This is a genomic window from Paraburkholderia acidisoli (genome assembly GCF_009789675.1).
GTDB lineage: Bacteria > Pseudomonadota > Gammaproteobacteria > Burkholderiales > Burkholderiaceae > Paraburkholderia > Paraburkholderia acidisoli.
This window is the reverse complement of the sequence record NZ_CP046913.1, coordinates 2,592,516-2,608,621: the sequence shown is the minus strand read 5'-3', so window position 1 is coordinate 2,608,621 and position 16,106 is coordinate 2,592,516. Positions and strand designations below refer to the sequence as shown.

Genomic DNA, 16,106 nt, shown 5'->3' with positions numbered 1-16,106 from the left:
GTCTTTCGGAGCGGAACCTGGTGCGCCCGGCGCAGCGGCCGGTGGGCCGCGGGGCGACCTGCCCGGCGCTACCCGCCCGGAACCTCCGTGCGGTGGCGCGGCCCGAGCCGGGAAAGGCTGCCGGGTGCTAAAACCTTGAATTTTACCGGATTGCCGATGCCTTGAGACCTGGGCCGATATCGCGCGGTGTTGCGCCGGATATCGGACCGACGATCGGGCCGGGTCCCGAGCCTGTTATCGAGCCGGTTATCGGGCCGTGCGGCGCGCCAGCCTGGGTGTCAGCCTGGGTGCCGGTTTCGCGCCGTGTCTCGCACCGGCACGCCCGCGTTCCGCCGCGGCCAGCGTGCGCGGCGCGCGCTTCGCGACGAAACGCGCGCCGTATCGGCATCGGCGTTATGGCGCGCGCGTCTTGCGGCGCCTGAGGGCCGGTCCAAACGCGAAACCGACCGCGAGCAGCAGCAACGACACGGCGATCACCGTGTTGTTGCCGCTCGTCACGTAAGGCGTGAAGCCGGTCGTGCCTTCCACGCGCACGTCGAGCGAGCCCGTCGTGAAGGTGGGCAGGCGCGCGATCACGCGGCCGTGTCCGTCGATGGCGGCCGTCGCGCCCGTGTTGGTCGCGCGCAGCATCGGCCGGCCGGTTTCGAGCGAGCGCATGCGCGCGATCTGCAGGTGCTGGTCGAGCGCGATGGTGTCGCCGAACCACGCGAGATTGGTCGAATTGACGAGAATGCCGGGCGAAACCGGGTTCTCGCGCACCGTGCGCGCGATTTCCTCGCCAAAAATGTCTTCGTAGCAAATGTCCGCGGCCACCGGCTGGCCGTGCACGAGGAATGGCGGCTGCACGGGCGCGCCGCGCGCGAAGTCGCCGAGCGGAATGTTCATGAGGTTCACGAACCAGCGGAAGCCCCAAGGCACGAACTCGCCAAACGGCACGAGGTGGTGTTTGTCGTAGCGATACAGCCCCGGCTGGCCCGGCGTGATCCCGAACAGGCTGTTGGTGTAATCGACGACACGGCCTTCCGGCGTGATGGTGCCGCCCACGGCGCCGAACAGGATTGCCGTGTGGGTCGCATCGGCGAAATCGCGGACGTCGCGGCCGAACTGCTGCGGCACTTCCTGCACCAGCACGGGAATCGCGGTTTCGGGCGTGACGACGAGATCGGCGGGCTTTTCGGTGATGAGCTTCTGGAACTCCGCGAGCGCGTCCATCGTGCCGGTTTCGGAGAACTTCATTTCCTGCTTCACGTTGCCTTGCAGCAGGCGCACGTTGAGCGGCGCGCCGGAAGGCTGCGTCCAGGGCACGAGCGGCAGCAGCAGCCCGGCGGCGATCACGAGCACGGCGAGCAAGGCGGGCATGGCGACGGCCGCGCGCCTGGCAGCGGACTCATAATCCGGCTCCGAAAGGACTTGCGCGGGCTTGGCCGACCGTGCCCGCACGGCCGCCTGCACGATCAGCGCGGCCACGAGCGCCAGTGCCCAGCCCACGCCGTACACGCCCGCGACCGGCGCGAAGCCGGCGAGCGGGCCGTCCACCTGCGCGTAGCCGCTGGAGAGCCACGGAAAGCCCGTGAACACGTAGCCGCGCGCCCATTCGCCGAGCGCCCAGGCGCTTGCGAACGCGAATGCGCCGTGCCACGTCGGCGTGAAAGGCAGCGACCCGGCCAGCGACTCAGGCATCGACCCGAAGCGAGCGCGCCGTGCCGCATGCGTCGCGTGACCCGCGCAGAACGACCAGACGAGCGCGGCCAGCGCCGGATACACGCCGAGATACAGCGAGAACAGCCCGAGCGCCGCGCCCGCGAGCGGCGCGGGCATGCCGCCGTAAAAATGCATGCTGACGTAGAGCCACCAGACGCCCGTCACGAAGTTGCCGAAGCCGAACGCCCAGCCCGTGAGCAGCGCGCTCTTCCAGCCGGTCGTGCGCGTGAGCCAGAAGTAGAACGCCGCGAAGATAACGATTTCGAGCCAGCCGCCGTGCGGCGTCGGGGCGAACGAGAGCGTGTTCAGCGCGCCGAGCGCGATGGCGGCCAGATAGTGCCAGAACGGCAGCGCGCGGCGCACGGCGGTATCGGCGGAATGGGCAGAATTTGCGGGCGATGCGGAATCTGCGGAATCTGCGGAATCTGCGGAATCTGCGGAATCTGCGGAATCTGCGGAGGGCGCGGCGGCGCGCGCGGCGTCCTGCGCGCGGGTATCGATCGGTTCGGCCATGAGATGCGGTGTGACGGCGACAAAGTGGGCAAAAAGGCGAGCGAGCGCAACGATAGCATTTTCATGCGACGCGCCCGTGCATCGGCAAAACCCGGCAATAGGGATGGCACCAAAGCAAAACGCCAGCCCGAAGGCCGGCGTTTCGCGAAACCGTGCCGAACGCGTAGGCGCGTGCGGTCAGGCCGGCGGTTGCAACGCGGCTTCGCGCTGGCCCGCGAGCGGGTCGCGGCGCACGAGCAGCATATGCACCTGACGTGCGTCGGCGCGCAGCACCTCGAAAATCAGGTCGCCGATCCGCACCTTCTCGCCGCGATGCGGCACGTGCCCGAAGTGATGCGTGACGAAACCGCCGATCGTGTCGACTTCCTCGTCGGAGAAATGGGTGCCGAACGTCTCGTTGAACTGCCCGATTTCGGTGAGCGCGCGCACGCGGTAGCGGCCGTCGGGCGAGGCGATGATGTTGCCGCTTTCCTCGTCGAAGTCGTATTCGTCCTCGATGTCGCCGACGATCTGCTCCAGCACGTCCTCGATCGTGATGAGGCCGGCCACGCCGCCGTATTCGTCCACGACGATGGCGATGTGATTGCGGTTCACGCGGAAGTCGTGCAGCAGCACGTTCAGGCGCTTCGATTCGGGGATGAACACGGCCGGGCGCAGCATGCCGCGCACGTCGAATTCCTCTTCGGCGTAGTAGCGCAGCAGGTCTTTCGCGAGCAGCACGCCGATCACGTTGTCGCGATTGCCCTCGAACACGGGATAGCGCGAGTGCGCCTTTTCCAGCACGAACGGGATGAAATCGTCGGGACGGTCGGCAATGTTGATCGCGTCCATCTGGGCGCGCGGCACCATGATGTCGCGCGCGCACAGGTCGGACACCTGGAACACGCCTTCGATCATCGAAAGCGAGTCGGCGTCGATCAGATTGCGCGCGTGCGCGTCCTGGAGAATTTCGAGAAGCTCGCCGCGCGAGTCGGGCTCGGGCGAGATGAAATCGGTCAGCCGCTCGAGGAGCGAGCGCTTTTCCTGCGGTTTGTCGGTCTGGCGTCGACTGGGATAAGAGTCGTTCATGGTGGTGCGCCCTTCACCGTGTGCTGGCTGGGCGCGCTGTTGCGGAGCGTTAAGGATACAGCATGGACGCGGCGCGCCTGTGTACGGCGACCGTCAGACTCATCCTAGCGCAGATGCGGCATGGCCGCGTGATGGAAGAAAATGTTCGCCGGGTGCGATGCGGCGCGCGGGCCGTTGTGTCGCCAGCGTGAAACCTCAGCCGTCTTGACGCCCGTCAGCAGGCTCTCGAAATTGACAGTTCACTTTCGATTGATCGGTTTTAATCCTTCCCTTTTCGCGCGGTTGCCGGGTCGCGACGTGCGCGAAGCCTGGACCGTCGTCCAGCGCAAATCACGAGGAGAGACCGATCATGTCGAAGTTACCAAGGCGTCGTGCCCCATGGGCCGTGGCACTCGTTTTCGCAATGCTCGGCGGTTGCGCGACCGAGGCGTCGCACACCGTCGCCGTTCCGGAAGTCGCCGTCGCGCGCACTCCTTATGCGGGCAAGCCCGTGGCCGTTGCCGTCGGCAAGTTCGACAACCGCTCCAGCTACCTGCGCGGCATTTTCACGGACGGCAGCGACCGTCTCGGCGGCCAGGCCAAAACCATTCTCGTCACGGCGCTCCAGCAAAGCGGGCGCTTCAACGTGCTCGACCGCGACAACCTCGCTGAAATTCGTCAGGAAGCGGGCTTCGCGAAGCAGGCGCAGAGCGTGAAGGGTGCGCGCTATGTCGTGACCGGCGACGTCACCGAGTTCGGCCGCAAGGAAGTGGGCGACCAGCAACTGTTCGGCATTCTCGGCCGCGGCAAAACCCAGGTCGCCTACGCGAAGGTCAGCCTCAACGTCGTCAATACCGTCACGTCCGAAGTGGTGGCTTCCGCCCAGGGCGCGGGCGAATACAGCCTGTCGAGCCGCGAGGTGATCGGCACGGGCGGCACGCAAGGCTACGACTCCACGCTCAACGGCAAGGTGCTCGACCTGGCGATCCAGGAGGCGGTCAACCGCCTCGCCGAACGAGTCGACGCGGGCGCGCTCGCCCCGGCGCAATGACGGCGCGGCCGTTCCGCCGTCACCGCACGCGACTTCGCAATCACGCCAAACCCATCGGGAACGCTTTCATGAATCACACGACAACCCGCGCGCGCAGCGTCGCGCTCGCCTGCGCCGCGGCCGCCGCCGCGAGCGCGCTGCTGTCCGGCTGCGCAACGCAGACCACGCCGCCGCTCTACGGCTGGGACGGATATCAACCGCAGGTGTACGACTACCTCCAGGGCAAGTCGAGCCCGCAAACGCAGATTGCCGCGCTCGAGCAGAGCCTGCAAAAAATGGCCGCGAAGGGCGAAGCGGTGCCGCCGGGCTTCCACGCGCATCTCGGGGCGCTCTACGCGAGTGCCGGCAAGCGCGACGACGCGCAGCGGGAGTTGCTGGCCGAAAAATCGGCGTTCCCCGAGTCGTCCGCATACATGGACTTCCTGCTGACGAACCTGAAGAAATAGGAGCACGCACATGTTCGATTTTTCACGACTGAAATGGCTGCCCGCGCTGGCCGTGGCCGCATTGCTCGCCGCCTGCGCCGGTCCGGCGAAACAGCAGGTCGATTACACCGCGCTGCGCGCCGCCCGGCCGCACACCATCGTCGTTTTGCCGCCGCTGAACGAGACGTCCGACGTGAACGCCACGAACGGCATGCTTTCGCAGATGACGATGCCGCTCGCGGAAGCCGGCTACTACGTGCTGCCGGTGGCGGAAGTTGCCGAGACCTTCAAGCAGAACGGCCTGACGACGGCCGCCGACATCCAGGACGTGTCGCCCGCGAAGCTGCGCAAGATCTTCGGCGCGGACGCGGCGCTCTACACGAAGGTGACCCAGTACGGCTCCGTGTATCAGGTCGTCGACGCCAATACGTTCGTGACCGCTTCGGCCAAACTGGTCGGCCTCGCCAACGGCGACGTGCTCTGGGAAGGCAAGGGAAGCGCGAGCGGCAAGGAACTGGGCAACTATGGCGTGAATGGCGGGCTGATCACGTCGCTCGTGCAGGCGGCGGTCAAGCAGGTCGCGCATACGCTGAGCGACGAAAGCTGGGCGGTCGCCGGGCTGACGAGCCGCAAGCTGCTTTCCGCGGGACAGCCCAATGGCCTGCTGTACGGCCCGCGCTCGCCGAAATTCGGTACCGACTAAGCCGGTGCGGCGGAGGCGCCCGCAGCGGCGCGCCGAACGCGCCTTTCGCGCAGCAGAATACAAAACCGCGACATTGCCGCGGTTTTTTTTCGCCTACGCGCAGCGCGCGAGCAACCGTTCCAGCGCGCGGTCCGGCATGCCGCTCTCGCGCAACGCTTCCGCCGTGCGGCGCACGTAATCGAGCGTGCTGCCGTAGCGGCCGCTCGCGCAGCCGAACACGGTGCGCACGGTCGCTTCGGAGAGCTTGCCGGTATAGGACGCCACATCGCGCCGCATCACGAACGCCAGCGCGGCCACGCGGCGGCCGTCGGCGAGGGTGCAGGGCAGCCACGCGGGGCGATACGAGCCCATCGGCATTTCGCGGCGCCACAGCGCTTCGAGATGCGGCATCACGCCCTCGGCCGCGAGCCGGAACGCGACGCCCGCGCACGAGCCGCCGCGATCGAGCGCGAGCACGAGGCCCGGTTGCTCGGGCGTGCCGCGATTCACGCGGGACCACAAATAGAGTCCGCGATGGTAGCCGTGCACGCGCGAGCGCACGGTTTCGACGCTCGGCAGGCCCGGGTTCCAGATCAGCGAGCCATAACCGAACAGCCAGAGGTCGGTTTTGCCGTCCCAGTCTTTGAGCGTGCACGCGAGCGAAGCGCGCAGTTCGTCGTCGTCGAGCAGGCGCGATTCGCCGAGCGAGGGCGGGTACGGAGAATGAGGCGCATCACCCGCGGGGCCCGGCGCGCCGGGCGGCGACTCCGTGGCGCGCTCGTCGAGCGGGTCGACCGTATCTAGCGGATCGTCGGAGTCGGGCGTGCGCGTGTCGTTCATGGAGTCGGTGCCGGAAGCGCGGGTTGAATCGCTACCTTACTTGTACGGATCGGGAAAGCCGAGCGAGTTGAGCACCTCGGTTTCGATGCCCTCCATTTCCTCGGCCTCCGCGTCGTCCTCGTGATCGTAGCCTTGCGCATGCAGCGCGCCGTGCACGAGCAGGTGCGCGTAGTGCGCGGCGAGTGGCTTGCCTTGCTCGGCCGCTTCCTTCTCCACCACGGGGCAGCAGAGGATCAGGTCGCCGGTCACGGGGTCGTCCTCGTTCTCCGCGTACGCGAAGGTGAGCACGTTGGTCGCGTAGTCCTTGCCGCGATAGCTGCGGTTGAGCGCGCGGCCTTCCTCGGCGTCGACGAAGCGAACGGCCAGTTCCGCGTCGGCGAACAGCGCGGCCTTGAGCCACGCCGCCACCGTCGCGCGCGGCAGCGCCGCCTTGTGCTCGGGAAACGCCTTCGCGGCGGGGAACTGGACGGTCAGTTTGAGTTTGGGTGCGCGGGCCATGAGTCGTGCCGGTGTCGTGCCGATCAGCGGCCGTTGCTGCCGTCTTCGTCCTTCTTCGCGTGCGCGTCGTAAGCCTCGACGATGCGCGCGACCAGCGGATGGCGCACCACGTCGGCGCTCGTGAAGTGCGTGAGCGCGATGCCGCGCACGTTCTTGAGCACCTGCTGCGCCTCGATCAGGCCGCTCTTGTGGCCGCGCGGCAAGTCGACCTGGGTCGTGTCGCCGGTCACGACCGCCTTCGAGCCGAAGCCGATCCGCGTGAGGAACATCTTCATCTGCTCGGGCGTGGTGTTCTGCGCCTCGTCGAGAATGATGAACGCGTGATTGAGCGTGCGGCCGCGCATGTAGGCGAGCGGCGCGATTTCGATCATCTGGCGCTCGAACATCTTCGCCGTTTTGTCGAAGCCGAGCAGATCGTAGAGCGCGTCGTAGAGCGGACGCAGATACGGATCCACCTTCTGCGCGAGATCGCCGGGCAGGAAGCCCAGACGCTCGCCCGCTTCCACGGCCGGGCGCGTGAGCACGATGCGCTTGACCTGATCGCGCTCCAGCGCGTCGACGGCGCAGGCCACCGCGAGATAGGTCTTGCCGGTGCCCGCCGGCCCGATGCCGAACGTCACGTCGTGCGAAATGATCTGCTTGAGGTATTCGCGCTGCGCGGGCGTGCGGCCGCGCAGGTCGGCGCGGCGCGTGTAGAGCTTCGGCCCCTGGTCTTCGACGTCGAGGTCGCCGCCGTTGCCCGCGGGCTCGTCGAACGGATGATCGGGGTCGCCGCGAAAGCGCGGATCGATTTCCGTCAGCGCTTCGTTGCCGCGGCCGTTCTTGCCGCCGTGCTGGCCGCGCACGCCGCCGTTGCCGCTCTCGCGCGGATCGCTCACGAGATTGGCCGGATGCCGCGCCTCGACCAGCGCGAGCTGGATGTCGTCGACGGAAAGCGGATCGCGCGCCTGGTTGTAGAAGTTTTCGAGCGCCGTGAGCGCCACGCGCGCGCCGCGCCCGCGAATGCTGATGCGATGGCCGCGCCGCGCGAGCGTCACGTCGAGCGCCTGCTCGATCTGCCGCAGGTTTTCGTCGAGCGGGCCGCAGAGATTGGCGAGGCGCGCGTTGTCTTCGCGCGGCGCCGTGAATTCCAGATGCTGCTGATTGTGCTGATTGGGCTTCAAGGTGTTGGTGAACTCCTCAATACCGCAAATACGCGGGACAGTGCGGGGTCAGTGCGAAAGCGCCGACGCGCCTTCGTGCGCGAGCACGAGTTCGCCGCGCAGCGAATGCGGGTACGCGTGGTTGATCTTCACGTCGATCATCTGGCCGATCAGGCGCGCGTGCGACGCGAGCGGCGCCGGGAAATTCACCACGCGGTTGTTCTCGGTGCGGCCGGCGAGTTCGCTCGGGTCCTTGCGCGACGGGCCTTCCACGAGAATGCGCTCGACCCGGCCGACCATCGCCTGGCTGATGCGCTGCACGTTCTCTTCGATCGTGGCTTGCAGATGCTGCAGGCGCTTGAGCTTGAGTTCGCGCGGCGTGTCGTCGTGAAGGTTCGCGGCGGGCGTGCCGGGACGCGGGCTGTAGATGAACGAGAAACTCGTGTCGTAGCTCATCTCTTCGACGAGCTTCATGGTCTTCTCGAAGTCTTCCTCGGTCTCGCCGGGGAAGCCCACGATGATGTCGGTCGAAAGCGACAGGTCGGGGCGGATCGCGCGCAGCTTGCGGATCACCGACTTGTATTCGAGCACCGTGTAGCCGCGCTTCATCGCCATCAGCACGCGGTCCGAGCCGTGCTGCACGGGCAGATGCAGGTGCGAGACGAGCTTCGGCACCTTCGCGTACATGTCGATCAGGCGCTGCGTGAATTCCTTCGGATGCGAGGTCGTGTAGCGGATGCGCTCGATACCGGGCACTTCGGCCACGTATTCGATCAGCGTGGCGAAGTCGGCGACGTCGTGCGAACCGTGGGTGAGCGCACCACGATAGGCGTTCACGTTCTGGCCGAGCAGCGTGACTTCGCGCACGCCCTGGTCGGCGAGACCGGCGATTTCCGTGAGCACGTCGTCGAGCGGGCGCGAGACTTCCTCGCCGCGCGTGTAGGGCACGACGCAGTAGCTGCAGTACTTCGAGCAACCTTCCATGATCGAGACGAACGCGCTCGGGCCTTCCACGCGCGCGGGCGGCAGATGGTCGAACTTCTCGATTTCGGGAAAGGTGATGTCGACCTGCGCGCGGCCCGAGGCGCGGCGCGCGTCGATCATCTGCGGCAGGCGGTGCAGCGTTTGCGGACCGAACACGAGGTCCACGTAGGGCGCGCGCGCGACGATCGCGGCGCCTTCCTGGCTCGCCACGCAGCCGCCCACGCCAATCAGCAGATTGGGATTCGCTTCCTTCAGCTCGCGCACGCGGCCAAGGTCGGAAAAGACCTTTTCCTGGGCCTTTTCGCGCACCGAGCAGGTGTTGAAGAGGATCACGTCCGCGTCTTCGGGCGTGTCCGTCTTCACGAGTCCTTCGGCGGCGCCGAGTACGTCGACCATCTTGTCGGAGTCGTACTCGTTCATCTGGCAGCCAAAGGTCTTTACATAAACTTTCTTGGTCATCGGGGTTCGCCGTTCGCAGTGGTTGACCTGGGGGCGTCGTCCGGTTGATGCACGTGCCGGAGCACGGGATGCATGTGATGGACTACGGGGTTCTGGTTTTTTAGAGGGCCGAATCGCAAGCGCTGGCGGCTGCGGTGAGCCGCGGTGCCGTTGCGTGCCGCCAAAGCTTGGTGCGCGGCGTGGCGGGCAGCGGATGCGCGTGTTTTTCGTCGTCGGCGCCGGGCGACGGAGCGCGGTTTTGCGCAATCCAGCATTATAGCCGGTTGCGCGCGGGCGCTTATGGCGCGGTCGCGGCACGCTGGGCGGGCGTTTCGCGGTGCCGGGGGACGTATGCGCCGATGGGTTCTCAAAGGCGGGCCGCCGTTTGAAACTGCTTCAAGCGCGACGCCGCTTATCGGCATGACCCTCGAGGGCGACAATCGGTCTGTTCGAAGCGTCGCGCTTCCTGCGTTTTTACCCGATCTCCCCGCCCATCCGCCATGCAACTCGACCACGTCACGCTCGTCACGCCCGATCTCGCGGGCGCCCGCCGCTTTTTCACCGACATCGCCGCGCTCGAAGACGGCCCGCGCCCGCCGTTTCGCGTGGCGGGCCACTGGCTCTACGCCAACGGCCGCCCGGTCGTTCATCTGGTCGACGCCACGGCGCCCGCGCGCGCGACCGCGCTCGTCGTGCCGCGTCTCGATCACGTGGCGTTTCGCGTCGCGCCCGGCGAGGCATGGCGCGCGCTGCTCGCGCGTCTCGACGCGCATCGCGTGCCGTACGAGTACGCCGAAGTGCCCGCGAGCGCCGAGGTGCAGATCTTCGTCGCGCTCGCGCCGGGCGTGGCCGTCGAATTCGTCACGTCGATGGCGGGCGGCGCGGTTCGCTGAATGCCTGGGCCGAATACGCCGGCGAAAACCCGCGCCAAAGCGCGAACTCAAAGCGCCGCGCGCCTTATGCCGCCAGCGCGTAAGCATTCCCCGAACGCCGCTCTGCAATGCTGATATGAGTGTGAAGATAACTTCGTTGGGTGCGGCAAATCGCAATGCTAGTCTTGCCTCCATTCAAGCCTTACGCCGCTTCACGCGCGGCGCCACCGGGAGGCAGTCATGCATTCACCCCTCGCGCTCGTGCGCGACGCCCAGCAACATGCTGCGCACAACGAAGGACCTTACGACGCGCTCGAGTACCTCGTCGGCGTGAATCTGGCGCGCCTGCGCGCCGAGCGGCAACTCTCGCTCGATGCGCTCGCCCGCGCCTCGGGCGTCTCGCGGGCCATGCTCGCGCAGGTCGAGTCGGCGCGCAGCGTGCCGTCCATCAAGGTGCTCTGCAAGGTCGCGGCGGCGCTCAAAGTGTCCGTCTCGGCGTTCCTGCGCAAGCACGCGGTGAACGGCTTCGAGCATCTGCCCGCCGAGCGCGCTTCGCGCGTGGTTTCCGCCGATGGCCGCTATTCGGCGCGCGCGCTCTATCCCGAGGGCGAGTCCGTGGCCGCCGAATTCCACGAGTTGCGCATCGCGCCGCTGCACACCGAGCCCGGCACGCGCCGCGCGCCCGGCACGACGGTGAATCTCGTGGTGAGCGAAGGCACGCTCGAAGTGAGCGTGCACGACCGCCGCCAGTTGCTCGCGACCGGCGACGCCATCGTGTTCGACGCCGATCAGCCGCACACGCTGCGCAATCCCGGCGACACCGAGGCGCGCGTGTTCCGCGTGACGCTCAACGCCGAAACGCCGCCGCGCTGGGACGTGCCGGCGGCGGCCGCGCCGCAACCGGCGTGAAGTTGGCGTGACGTTGGCGTAAAACCGGCGGCGTGAAGCCGTCGTGAAGCCGGCGCGAACCCGCTGGCGCAAGCCGGGCGGGCGCCGAAGCGCTGGAAGATTTTTGTCGGGATGCCATTTTTCGCGCTGCACGACGGCGCGCTCTGTTGTATCCTTTGCCCGCCGGATTTTCCGGTAATCAGTGCGTCTTCAGGGCGGGGTGAAATTCCCCACCGGCGGTATGTCGGCCGCGCCGCAAGGCAATGCCGACGAGCCCGCGAGCGCCTCGCGCGAGCCTCGAGCTTGCGCGCAGGGTCAGCAGATCTGGTGCGAAGCCAGAGCCGACGGTCAGAGTCCGGATGAGAGAAGATGTGCAGATGGTCACGGTTGCCCATCCGCCGCGGCGCTTCGGCCGATACGCGTGCGTTCCCTGGAACGCGCGGTGTCGGCAGGAAGGCGCGTGCCGGGATGCCTGTCTGTTTGCAATGCCCTGAAACGTTTTTCGCCCCACTCTCGCGAGGAGCGTTTCACATGTCCGTTATTGCCAGTTCCCCCGTTGCGACGTCCGCCGTCGATTGCCTCGACGCCGCCGCCGATCTCCCGTTTCTCGAAACCGAACCGGTGCCGCCGCGCATCGCCGCCGCGCTGCAAGCCATGCGCGAAGGCCGTCCCGTCGTGCTCCAGGACGACCACGACCGCGAGGACGAAGCCGATCTGATCGTCGCCGCCGAGCGGCTCACGCCCGCCACCATGGCGCTGTTCATCCGCGAATGCAGCGGCATCGTCTGCCTGTGTCTCTCGGACGACAAGGTGCGCGCGCTCGAATTGCCGCCGATGGTCGCTCACAACGAAAGCCGCAACCGCACCGCGTTCACGGTGTCGATCGAAGCGCGCGACGGCGTGAGCACGGGCGTTTCCGCCGCCGACCGCGTGACGACGATCCGCGCCGCCATCGCCCCGAACGCGCAGCCCGCCGACATCGTGCGCCCCGGCCACGTGTTCCCGCTGCGCGCACAGAAGGGCGGCGTGCTGGCGCGCCGCGGCCACACCGAAGGCACGGTCGATCTCGCCGTGCTCGCGGGCCTCTCGGCCGCCGGCGTGCTGTGCGAGTTGATGAACCCGGACGGCACGATGGCGCGCGGCCAGCAGGTCGACGACTTCGCGAAGCTGCACGATCTGCCCATGCTGACGATCGCCGAACTCGTGGCGTTCCGCGAGTCGATCGCGGCCGCGCGCGAGCGTTGCGCCGAACCGGCGTGAGGCACGTTGCCGGGTTGCCCGGCTGAAGCGGTGCCGGGGCTCGAATGACACACGGCGCGCGAAACTTCGCGCGCCGTGTGCGTTTTGACGGCCGGTTTGAGGCGTGCGTTCGCGCTGCGCGGGCGTTACGACTGCACGTCGCCGAACTCGCCGCGCACGCCCGCTTCGACGAGCGCGGGCAGTTCGTCCATGTGCGTCATGATGCGCGTGATGCCCATCTCGCGCAGCACGTCGGCGTAACCCGACGGAATGTGGCTCGCGCCCACGAACGCGATCGTCTTCATGCCCGCCGCGCGCGCGGCGTTCAGGCCCGAGATGCTGTCCTCCACGACGAGGCAGCGCGCCGGCGCCACGCCGAGCGTGTTCGCGGCGTGCAGATAGACGTCCGGATAGGGCTTGGGACGCGCGACCATTTCGGCGCTGAAGATGCGTTCGCCGAAGATCGTGTCGAGGCCCGCGCGGCGCACCGAGGCGTGCACGCGCGTGAGGCGGCTGTTCGACACCACGGCCACGGGCAGCGTGACCTGGCGCAGCGCGTCGCGCACGCCGTTGATCGGACTCACGGATGCGGCGATGGCCGCTTCGCAGTTGTGCTCGATCGTTTCGAGGAAGTCGTCCGGCATCGTGAGGTTCAGGCGCGCGGCAAGGTCGGCGAGAAAACGCGAGGTCTGCTGTCCGAACGCCGACTGCACCGCGACGTGGAAATCCACGCCGGGAAAAGTTTGCGTGAGGGTTTCGAGGAGGACGCGGTCGGCGATGACTTCGCTGTCGACGAGGACGCCGTCGCAGTCGCAGATGAGATGGTCGATCATGCGTAAAACGAAAGAGGGGCCGGGCTCTGCGCGCCAATTGCCGGCGGCGGCGCGCACGAGGTGGAGACCCGACATGATACGTGCTTTCGCGCGCGCATCCGGCGATCGGCCGGGTGCGGCGCGCGGGGTGGGCATGGCGGCGCGATCGGCCGCGTGGTCCAGCGCGGATTCAAACGCTCGCACCCGCGCGGGTGCAGGGCCGCCACAGCCGCATTCAAATGCCGCTTCGAACGCCGCATTCGAACGCCGCATTCGAACGCACATCAGGAATCGTCGGAGTTGCCGCTGTCGGCCCATGCCCGGGCGGCGTCGATCGCGCGCTGCCAGCCCTTCAAACAGCGCGTGACCTCGTCGCGCGGCAGCACGGGCGAAAAGCGGCGGTCGAGTTGCCACTGCTGCTGTAATTCGTCGATGTCGCGCCAAAAGCCCACCGCGAGTCCCGCGAGATAGCCCGCGCCGAGCGCCGTGCTTTCGCTCGCGCGCGGCCGCAGCACCTCGGCGCCGAGCAGGTCGGCCTGGAACTGCATCAGCAGATTGTTGGCGCACGCGCCGCCGTCCACGCGCAACGCCTTCACGCGCATGCCCGAGTCGGCTTCCATGGCGGCGAGCACGTCGTACGACTGATACGCGATGGCGTCGAGCGCCGCGCGCGCGATATGCGCCGCGCTCGTGCCGCGCGTGACGCCGAACAGCGTGCCGCGCGCGTGCGCGTTCCAGTGCGGCGCGCCGAGGCCCGCGAACGCGGGCACGAGGTAGACGCCGTCGCTGTGCGGCACGCTGGCCGCGAGCGTTTCGATCTCGCTCGCGCTGCGGATGAGGCCGAGCCCGTCGCGCAGCCACTGCACCACGGCGCCCGCGATGAAGATGCTGCCTTCGAGCGCGTACTGCGTTTTGCCGAGCGCCTGCCACGCGATGGTGGTGACGAGATTGTGGCGCGATTCGATCGGCGTCTCGCCCGTGTTCATCACGAGAAAACAGCCCGTGCCGTAGGTGTTCTTCACCATGCCGGGACGCAGGCACATCTGCCCGAAGAGCGCCGCGTGCTGGTCGCCGGCCACGCCCGCGAGCGGGATTTCGCTCGCGAATAGCGTGGATGCCGTGCGCCCGTAAACTTCGGACGACGAACGGACTTCGGGCAGCATGTTGCGCGGGATCTCGAACAGCGCGAGCAGGTCGTCGTCCCATTGCAGCGTATGGATGTTGAAGAGCAGGGTGCGCGCGGCGTTGGTGACGTCGGTCGCGTGCAGCGCGCCGCGTGTGAGATGCCACATGAGCCAGCTGTCCACGGTGCCGAACGCGAGTTTGCCCGCGCGCGCCTTGTCCTTCGCGCCATCGACGTGATCGAGAATCCAGCGGAGCTTGGGGGCCGAAAAGTACGCGTCGACCGGCAAGCCGGTCTTGGCGCGCACCGCGGCTTCATGACCGCGCTGCTTGAGGCTGTCGCAGAACGCGGCCGTGCGGCGGTCCTGCCAGACGATGGCGTTGTACACCGGCTGGCCCGTTTCGCGGTCCCAGACGAGGGTGGTCTCGCGCTGGTTCGTGATGCCGATGGCGGCCACCGCCGCGCTGCTCACACCCGCACGCGTGAGCGCTTCCGCCGCGACGCCCGCCTGGCTCGACCAGATGTCGCGCGGATCGTGCTCGACCCAGCCGGGCCGCGGGTAGTGCTGCGCGAATTCCTTCTGGGCGAGCGCGACGATTTCGCCGCGGCGATCGAGCAGCAGGGCGCGCGAACTCGTGGTGCCCTGGTCCAGCGCGAGGATGTACGACTCGGCCATCGTGCGGTCTCCTCCGTTTGAATTGAGAAGGGAGAAAGCGTGAGGAAGCGAGGGAAAGCGGTTAAACAGCGAGGCCAGCATAGCCCGAAAGCCGCGCGCAAGTCGCCTCGGCCGAACGGCCAGGGTGTCGCGCGCGGCGCTCGGTGCGACAATAGCCGCGTTCAAAACAATCGGGCTGACCAGCCGGAAACGAGGCAATCATGCGTGGAGTTGCGATGATCGGCGCGGCGGTGCTGCTCGCGGGGTGCGCGGGCGCGGTGCCAACGAGTGTCGATGGGGGTTGGGGCGCGCCGTCGTTCGCCGCCTTGCAGCAGATGTGCGGCCAGACCGCGGACTACGGGCAAGACACGCAGGCGGTCTATTCGGCCGTATTCGACGCGTGGGTGGCGCAGCGCCACGGCAAGCTGCCGCAGGCGCAGTTCTGCGGCTTCCAGGCGGCGCTCGCGCAGCAGTACGCCACGAACGGCAAGAGCGGCGACATGGCCGCGCGCAATCAATGGGTGGAGTTTCTCAACCAGCAGCGCGCGAATGCGCTGAGCTGGCGCGCATTCGCCGACTCCACGCTGCGAGCGGGGTAAGCGCGAGCGGGATCGTCGCGGGAATGGCTTCGCGGCGGGGTGGCGGGTGAATCGCGCGGCGGGTCGCGAGCGCGGCGGCGCGCAAAAAAATGGTCACGCGGGCATGAAGCGCGCGGGTCCGCGTGACCATGCACTGCAGGCGCGTGCGGTGAAGCAATGCGCCTGCATCGGGGAGGTGCCCGTGGCAGACATGCCCGTTGGACATGCCCGAGCGCGAAAGCCGCGAAGCGGTCCTCGCGGCGCTTTCGCCGGGCGAGTGGGCGGACGTCCTTACGTCCGCGAAAGTTCAGAGTCGGGCAGCGCCTGAACGTGCCGCGCGCGAGCGGCGCGGCTGGCGGCGCTCGGGTTCACGAGCACCGTTTGATGGCGCGTAACGCGGAGTCGCCGATTTCGGTGAGTCGCCATTGCTGGAGGCCCGAGGCGAGGCGTTCCAGCTGGACGAGCTGCCGCTCGAGCAGGGCGTCGAGTTCTTCCCGTTCCATATCGAGCTGGTTCGGGGCGTCCTTGACGAGTAGCAGGGTGGCGAATTCATGCGGACTCAGCATCGTTCTCTCCGTGTTGCCGCATCAGAGGTCGCCTGAGCCGCCGGAGGATGCG

At 67.6% G+C, this 16,106-nt stretch carries 16 protein-coding genes and 1 riboswitch; of the genes, 7 read left to right on the top strand and 9 right to left on the bottom strand.

The window, feature by feature from the left end:
- Positions 1–393: 393 nt before the first annotated feature.
- Positions 394–2,214: an apolipoprotein N-acyltransferase gene (gene lnt / locus FAZ98_RS11485; RefSeq protein ID WP_158951328.1), complete on the bottom strand. Its 1,821-nt coding sequence runs from the start codon at positions 2,212–2,214 to the stop codon at positions 394–396.
- Between the two features lie 177 nt (positions 2,215–2,391).
- A complete protein-coding gene (locus FAZ98_RS11480; RefSeq protein ID WP_158951327.1) occupies positions 2,392–3,282 on the bottom strand; it encodes an HlyC/CorC family transporter in 891 nt (296 codons plus the stop codon).
- Between the two features lie 349 nt (positions 3,283–3,631).
- Between FAZ98_RS11480 and FAZ98_RS11475 the strand changes: the two genes are divergently transcribed.
- The 3 genes from FAZ98_RS11475 (at position 3,632) to FAZ98_RS11465 (ending at position 5,440) form a co-directional block, all read left to right on the top strand.
- Positions 3,632–4,312: a CsgG/HfaB family protein gene (locus tag FAZ98_RS11475; protein WP_158951326.1), complete on the top strand. Its 681-nt coding sequence runs from the start codon at positions 3,632–3,634 to the stop codon at positions 4,310–4,312.
- Positions 4,313–4,380: 68 nt separating this feature from the next.
- Positions 4,381–4,758 (top strand): DUF4810 domain-containing protein, encoded by a 378-nt coding sequence (locus tag FAZ98_RS11470; RefSeq protein ID WP_158951325.1) that lies wholly within the window; start codon positions 4,381–4,383, stop codon positions 4,756–4,758.
- A gap of 10 nt (positions 4,759–4,768) precedes the next feature.
- Positions 4,769–5,440 (top strand): DUF799 domain-containing protein, encoded by a 672-nt coding sequence (locus FAZ98_RS11465; RefSeq protein WP_158951324.1) that lies wholly within the window; start codon positions 4,769–4,771, stop codon positions 5,438–5,440.
- A 93-nt stretch (positions 5,441–5,533) separates the two neighbouring features.
- Here the strand turns inward: FAZ98_RS11465 and FAZ98_RS11460 are convergent, their stop codons facing one another.
- The 4 genes from FAZ98_RS11460 to miaB are packed head-to-tail and all read right to left on the bottom strand — an operon-like array spanning position 5,534 to position 9,342.
- The gene (locus FAZ98_RS11460) at positions 5,534–6,259 is read right to left on the bottom strand and encodes a gamma-glutamylcyclotransferase (protein ID WP_158951323.1); all 726 of its coding nucleotides are present in this window, start codon (positions 6,257–6,259) and stop codon (positions 5,534–5,536) included.
- 36 nt (positions 6,260–6,295) lie between these two features.
- Complete coding sequence (gene ybeY, locus FAZ98_RS11455) at positions 6,296–6,757, bottom strand: rRNA maturation RNase YbeY (RefSeq protein ID WP_158951322.1); 462 nt, start codon at positions 6,755–6,757, stop codon at positions 6,296–6,298.
- A gap of 23 nt (positions 6,758–6,780) precedes the next feature.
- The gene (locus FAZ98_RS11450; protein WP_158951321.1) at positions 6,781–7,920 is read right to left on the bottom strand and encodes a PhoH family protein; all 1,140 of its coding nucleotides are present in this window, start codon (positions 7,918–7,920) and stop codon (positions 6,781–6,783) included.
- Between the two features lie 48 nt (positions 7,921–7,968).
- Positions 7,969–9,342 (bottom strand): tRNA (N6-isopentenyl adenosine(37)-C2)-methylthiotransferase MiaB, encoded by a 1,374-nt coding sequence (gene miaB / locus FAZ98_RS11445; RefSeq protein ID WP_158951320.1) that lies wholly within the window; start codon positions 9,340–9,342, stop codon positions 7,969–7,971.
- A 479-nt stretch (positions 9,343–9,821) separates the two neighbouring features.
- On the opposite strand from miaB, the gene FAZ98_RS11440 reads away from it, so the two are divergent.
- From FAZ98_RS11440 to ribB, 3 genes are all read left to right on the top strand, one after another.
- Positions 9,822–10,214, top strand: coding sequence for a VOC family protein (locus tag FAZ98_RS11440; protein WP_158951319.1), 393 nt, complete (start codon positions 9,822–9,824; stop codon positions 10,212–10,214).
- A gap of 219 nt (positions 10,215–10,433) precedes the next feature.
- Positions 10,434–11,102, top strand: coding sequence for a helix-turn-helix domain-containing protein (locus FAZ98_RS11435; protein ID WP_158951318.1), 669 nt, complete (start codon positions 10,434–10,436; stop codon positions 11,100–11,102).
- A gap of 181 nt (positions 11,103–11,283) precedes the next feature.
- Positions 11,284–11,456, top strand: a riboswitch (FMN riboswitch).
- 156 nt (positions 11,457–11,612) lie between these two features.
- Positions 11,613–12,341, top strand: a complete 729-nt coding sequence (ribB, locus tag FAZ98_RS11430; protein WP_158951317.1) for a 3,4-dihydroxy-2-butanone-4-phosphate synthase — start codon at positions 11,613–11,615, stop codon at positions 12,339–12,341.
- A gap of 125 nt (positions 12,342–12,466) precedes the next feature.
- Here ribB and FAZ98_RS11425 read toward each other — a convergent pair whose 3' ends face one another.
- Both FAZ98_RS11425 and glpK read right to left on the bottom strand, forming a co-directional pair.
- Entirely contained in the window at positions 12,467–13,153 is a 687-nt protein-coding gene (locus FAZ98_RS11425) for an HAD family hydrolase (RefSeq protein ID WP_158951316.1), read from the bottom strand.
- A gap of 263 nt (positions 13,154–13,416) precedes the next feature.
- Positions 13,417–14,931 (bottom strand): glycerol kinase GlpK, encoded by a 1,515-nt coding sequence (gene glpK, locus FAZ98_RS11420; protein ID WP_158951315.1) that lies wholly within the window; start codon positions 14,929–14,931, stop codon positions 13,417–13,419.
- A gap of 200 nt (positions 14,932–15,131) precedes the next feature.
- Between glpK and FAZ98_RS11415 the strand changes: the two genes are divergently transcribed.
- The gene (locus FAZ98_RS11415) at positions 15,132–15,509 is read left to right on the top strand and encodes a hypothetical protein (RefSeq protein WP_199272267.1); all 378 of its coding nucleotides are present in this window, start codon (positions 15,132–15,134) and stop codon (positions 15,507–15,509) included.
- Between the two features lie 347 nt (positions 15,510–15,856).
- On the opposite strand, the gene FAZ98_RS11410 is transcribed toward FAZ98_RS11415, so the two are convergent.
- The gene (locus tag FAZ98_RS11410; protein WP_028211787.1) at positions 15,857–16,054 is read right to left on the bottom strand and encodes a hypothetical protein; all 198 of its coding nucleotides are present in this window, start codon (positions 16,052–16,054) and stop codon (positions 15,857–15,859) included.
- Between the last annotated feature and the right edge of the window lie 52 nt (positions 16,055–16,106).

Coding starts and splice junctions, on each gene's coding strand:
- lnt (WP_158951328.1), bottom strand. CDS start 2,214: ATGGCCGAACCGATCGATACCCGCGCGCAGGACGCCGCGCGCGCCGCC.
- FAZ98_RS11480 (WP_158951327.1), bottom strand. CDS start 3,282: ATGAACGACTCTTATCCCAGTCGACGCCAGACCGACAAACCGCAGGAA.
- FAZ98_RS11475 (WP_158951326.1), top strand. CDS start 3,632: ATGTCGAAGTTACCAAGGCGTCGTGCCCCATGGGCCGTGGCACTCGTT.
- FAZ98_RS11470 (WP_158951325.1), top strand. CDS start 4,381: ATGAATCACACGACAACCCGCGCGCGCAGCGTCGCGCTCGCCTGCGCC.
- FAZ98_RS11465 (WP_158951324.1), top strand. CDS start 4,769: ATGTTCGATTTTTCACGACTGAAATGGCTGCCCGCGCTGGCCGTGGCC.
- FAZ98_RS11460 (WP_158951323.1), bottom strand. CDS start 6,259: ATGAACGACACGCGCACGCCCGACTCCGACGATCCGCTAGATACGGTC.
- ybeY (WP_158951322.1), bottom strand. CDS start 6,757: ATGGCCCGCGCACCCAAACTCAAACTGACCGTCCAGTTCCCCGCCGCG.
- miaB (WP_158951320.1), bottom strand. CDS start 9,342: ATGACCAAGAAAGTTTATGTAAAGACCTTTGGCTGCCAGATGAACGAG.
- FAZ98_RS11440 (WP_158951319.1), top strand. CDS start 9,822: ATGCAACTCGACCACGTCACGCTCGTCACGCCCGATCTCGCGGGCGCC.
- FAZ98_RS11435 (WP_158951318.1), top strand. CDS start 10,434: ATGCATTCACCCCTCGCGCTCGTGCGCGACGCCCAGCAACATGCTGCG.
- ribB (WP_158951317.1), top strand. CDS start 11,613: ATGTCCGTTATTGCCAGTTCCCCCGTTGCGACGTCCGCCGTCGATTGC.
- FAZ98_RS11425 (WP_158951316.1), bottom strand. CDS start 13,153: ATGATCGACCATCTCATCTGCGACTGCGACGGCGTCCTCGTCGACAGC.
- glpK (WP_158951315.1), bottom strand. CDS start 14,931: ATGGCCGAGTCGTACATCCTCGCGCTGGACCAGGGCACCACGAGTTCG.
- FAZ98_RS11415 (WP_199272267.1), top strand. CDS start 15,132: ATGCGTGGAGTTGCGATGATCGGCGCGGCGGTGCTGCTCGCGGGGTGC.
- FAZ98_RS11410 (WP_028211787.1), bottom strand. CDS start 16,054: ATGCTGAGTCCGCATGAATTCGCCACCCTGCTACTCGTCAAGGACGCC.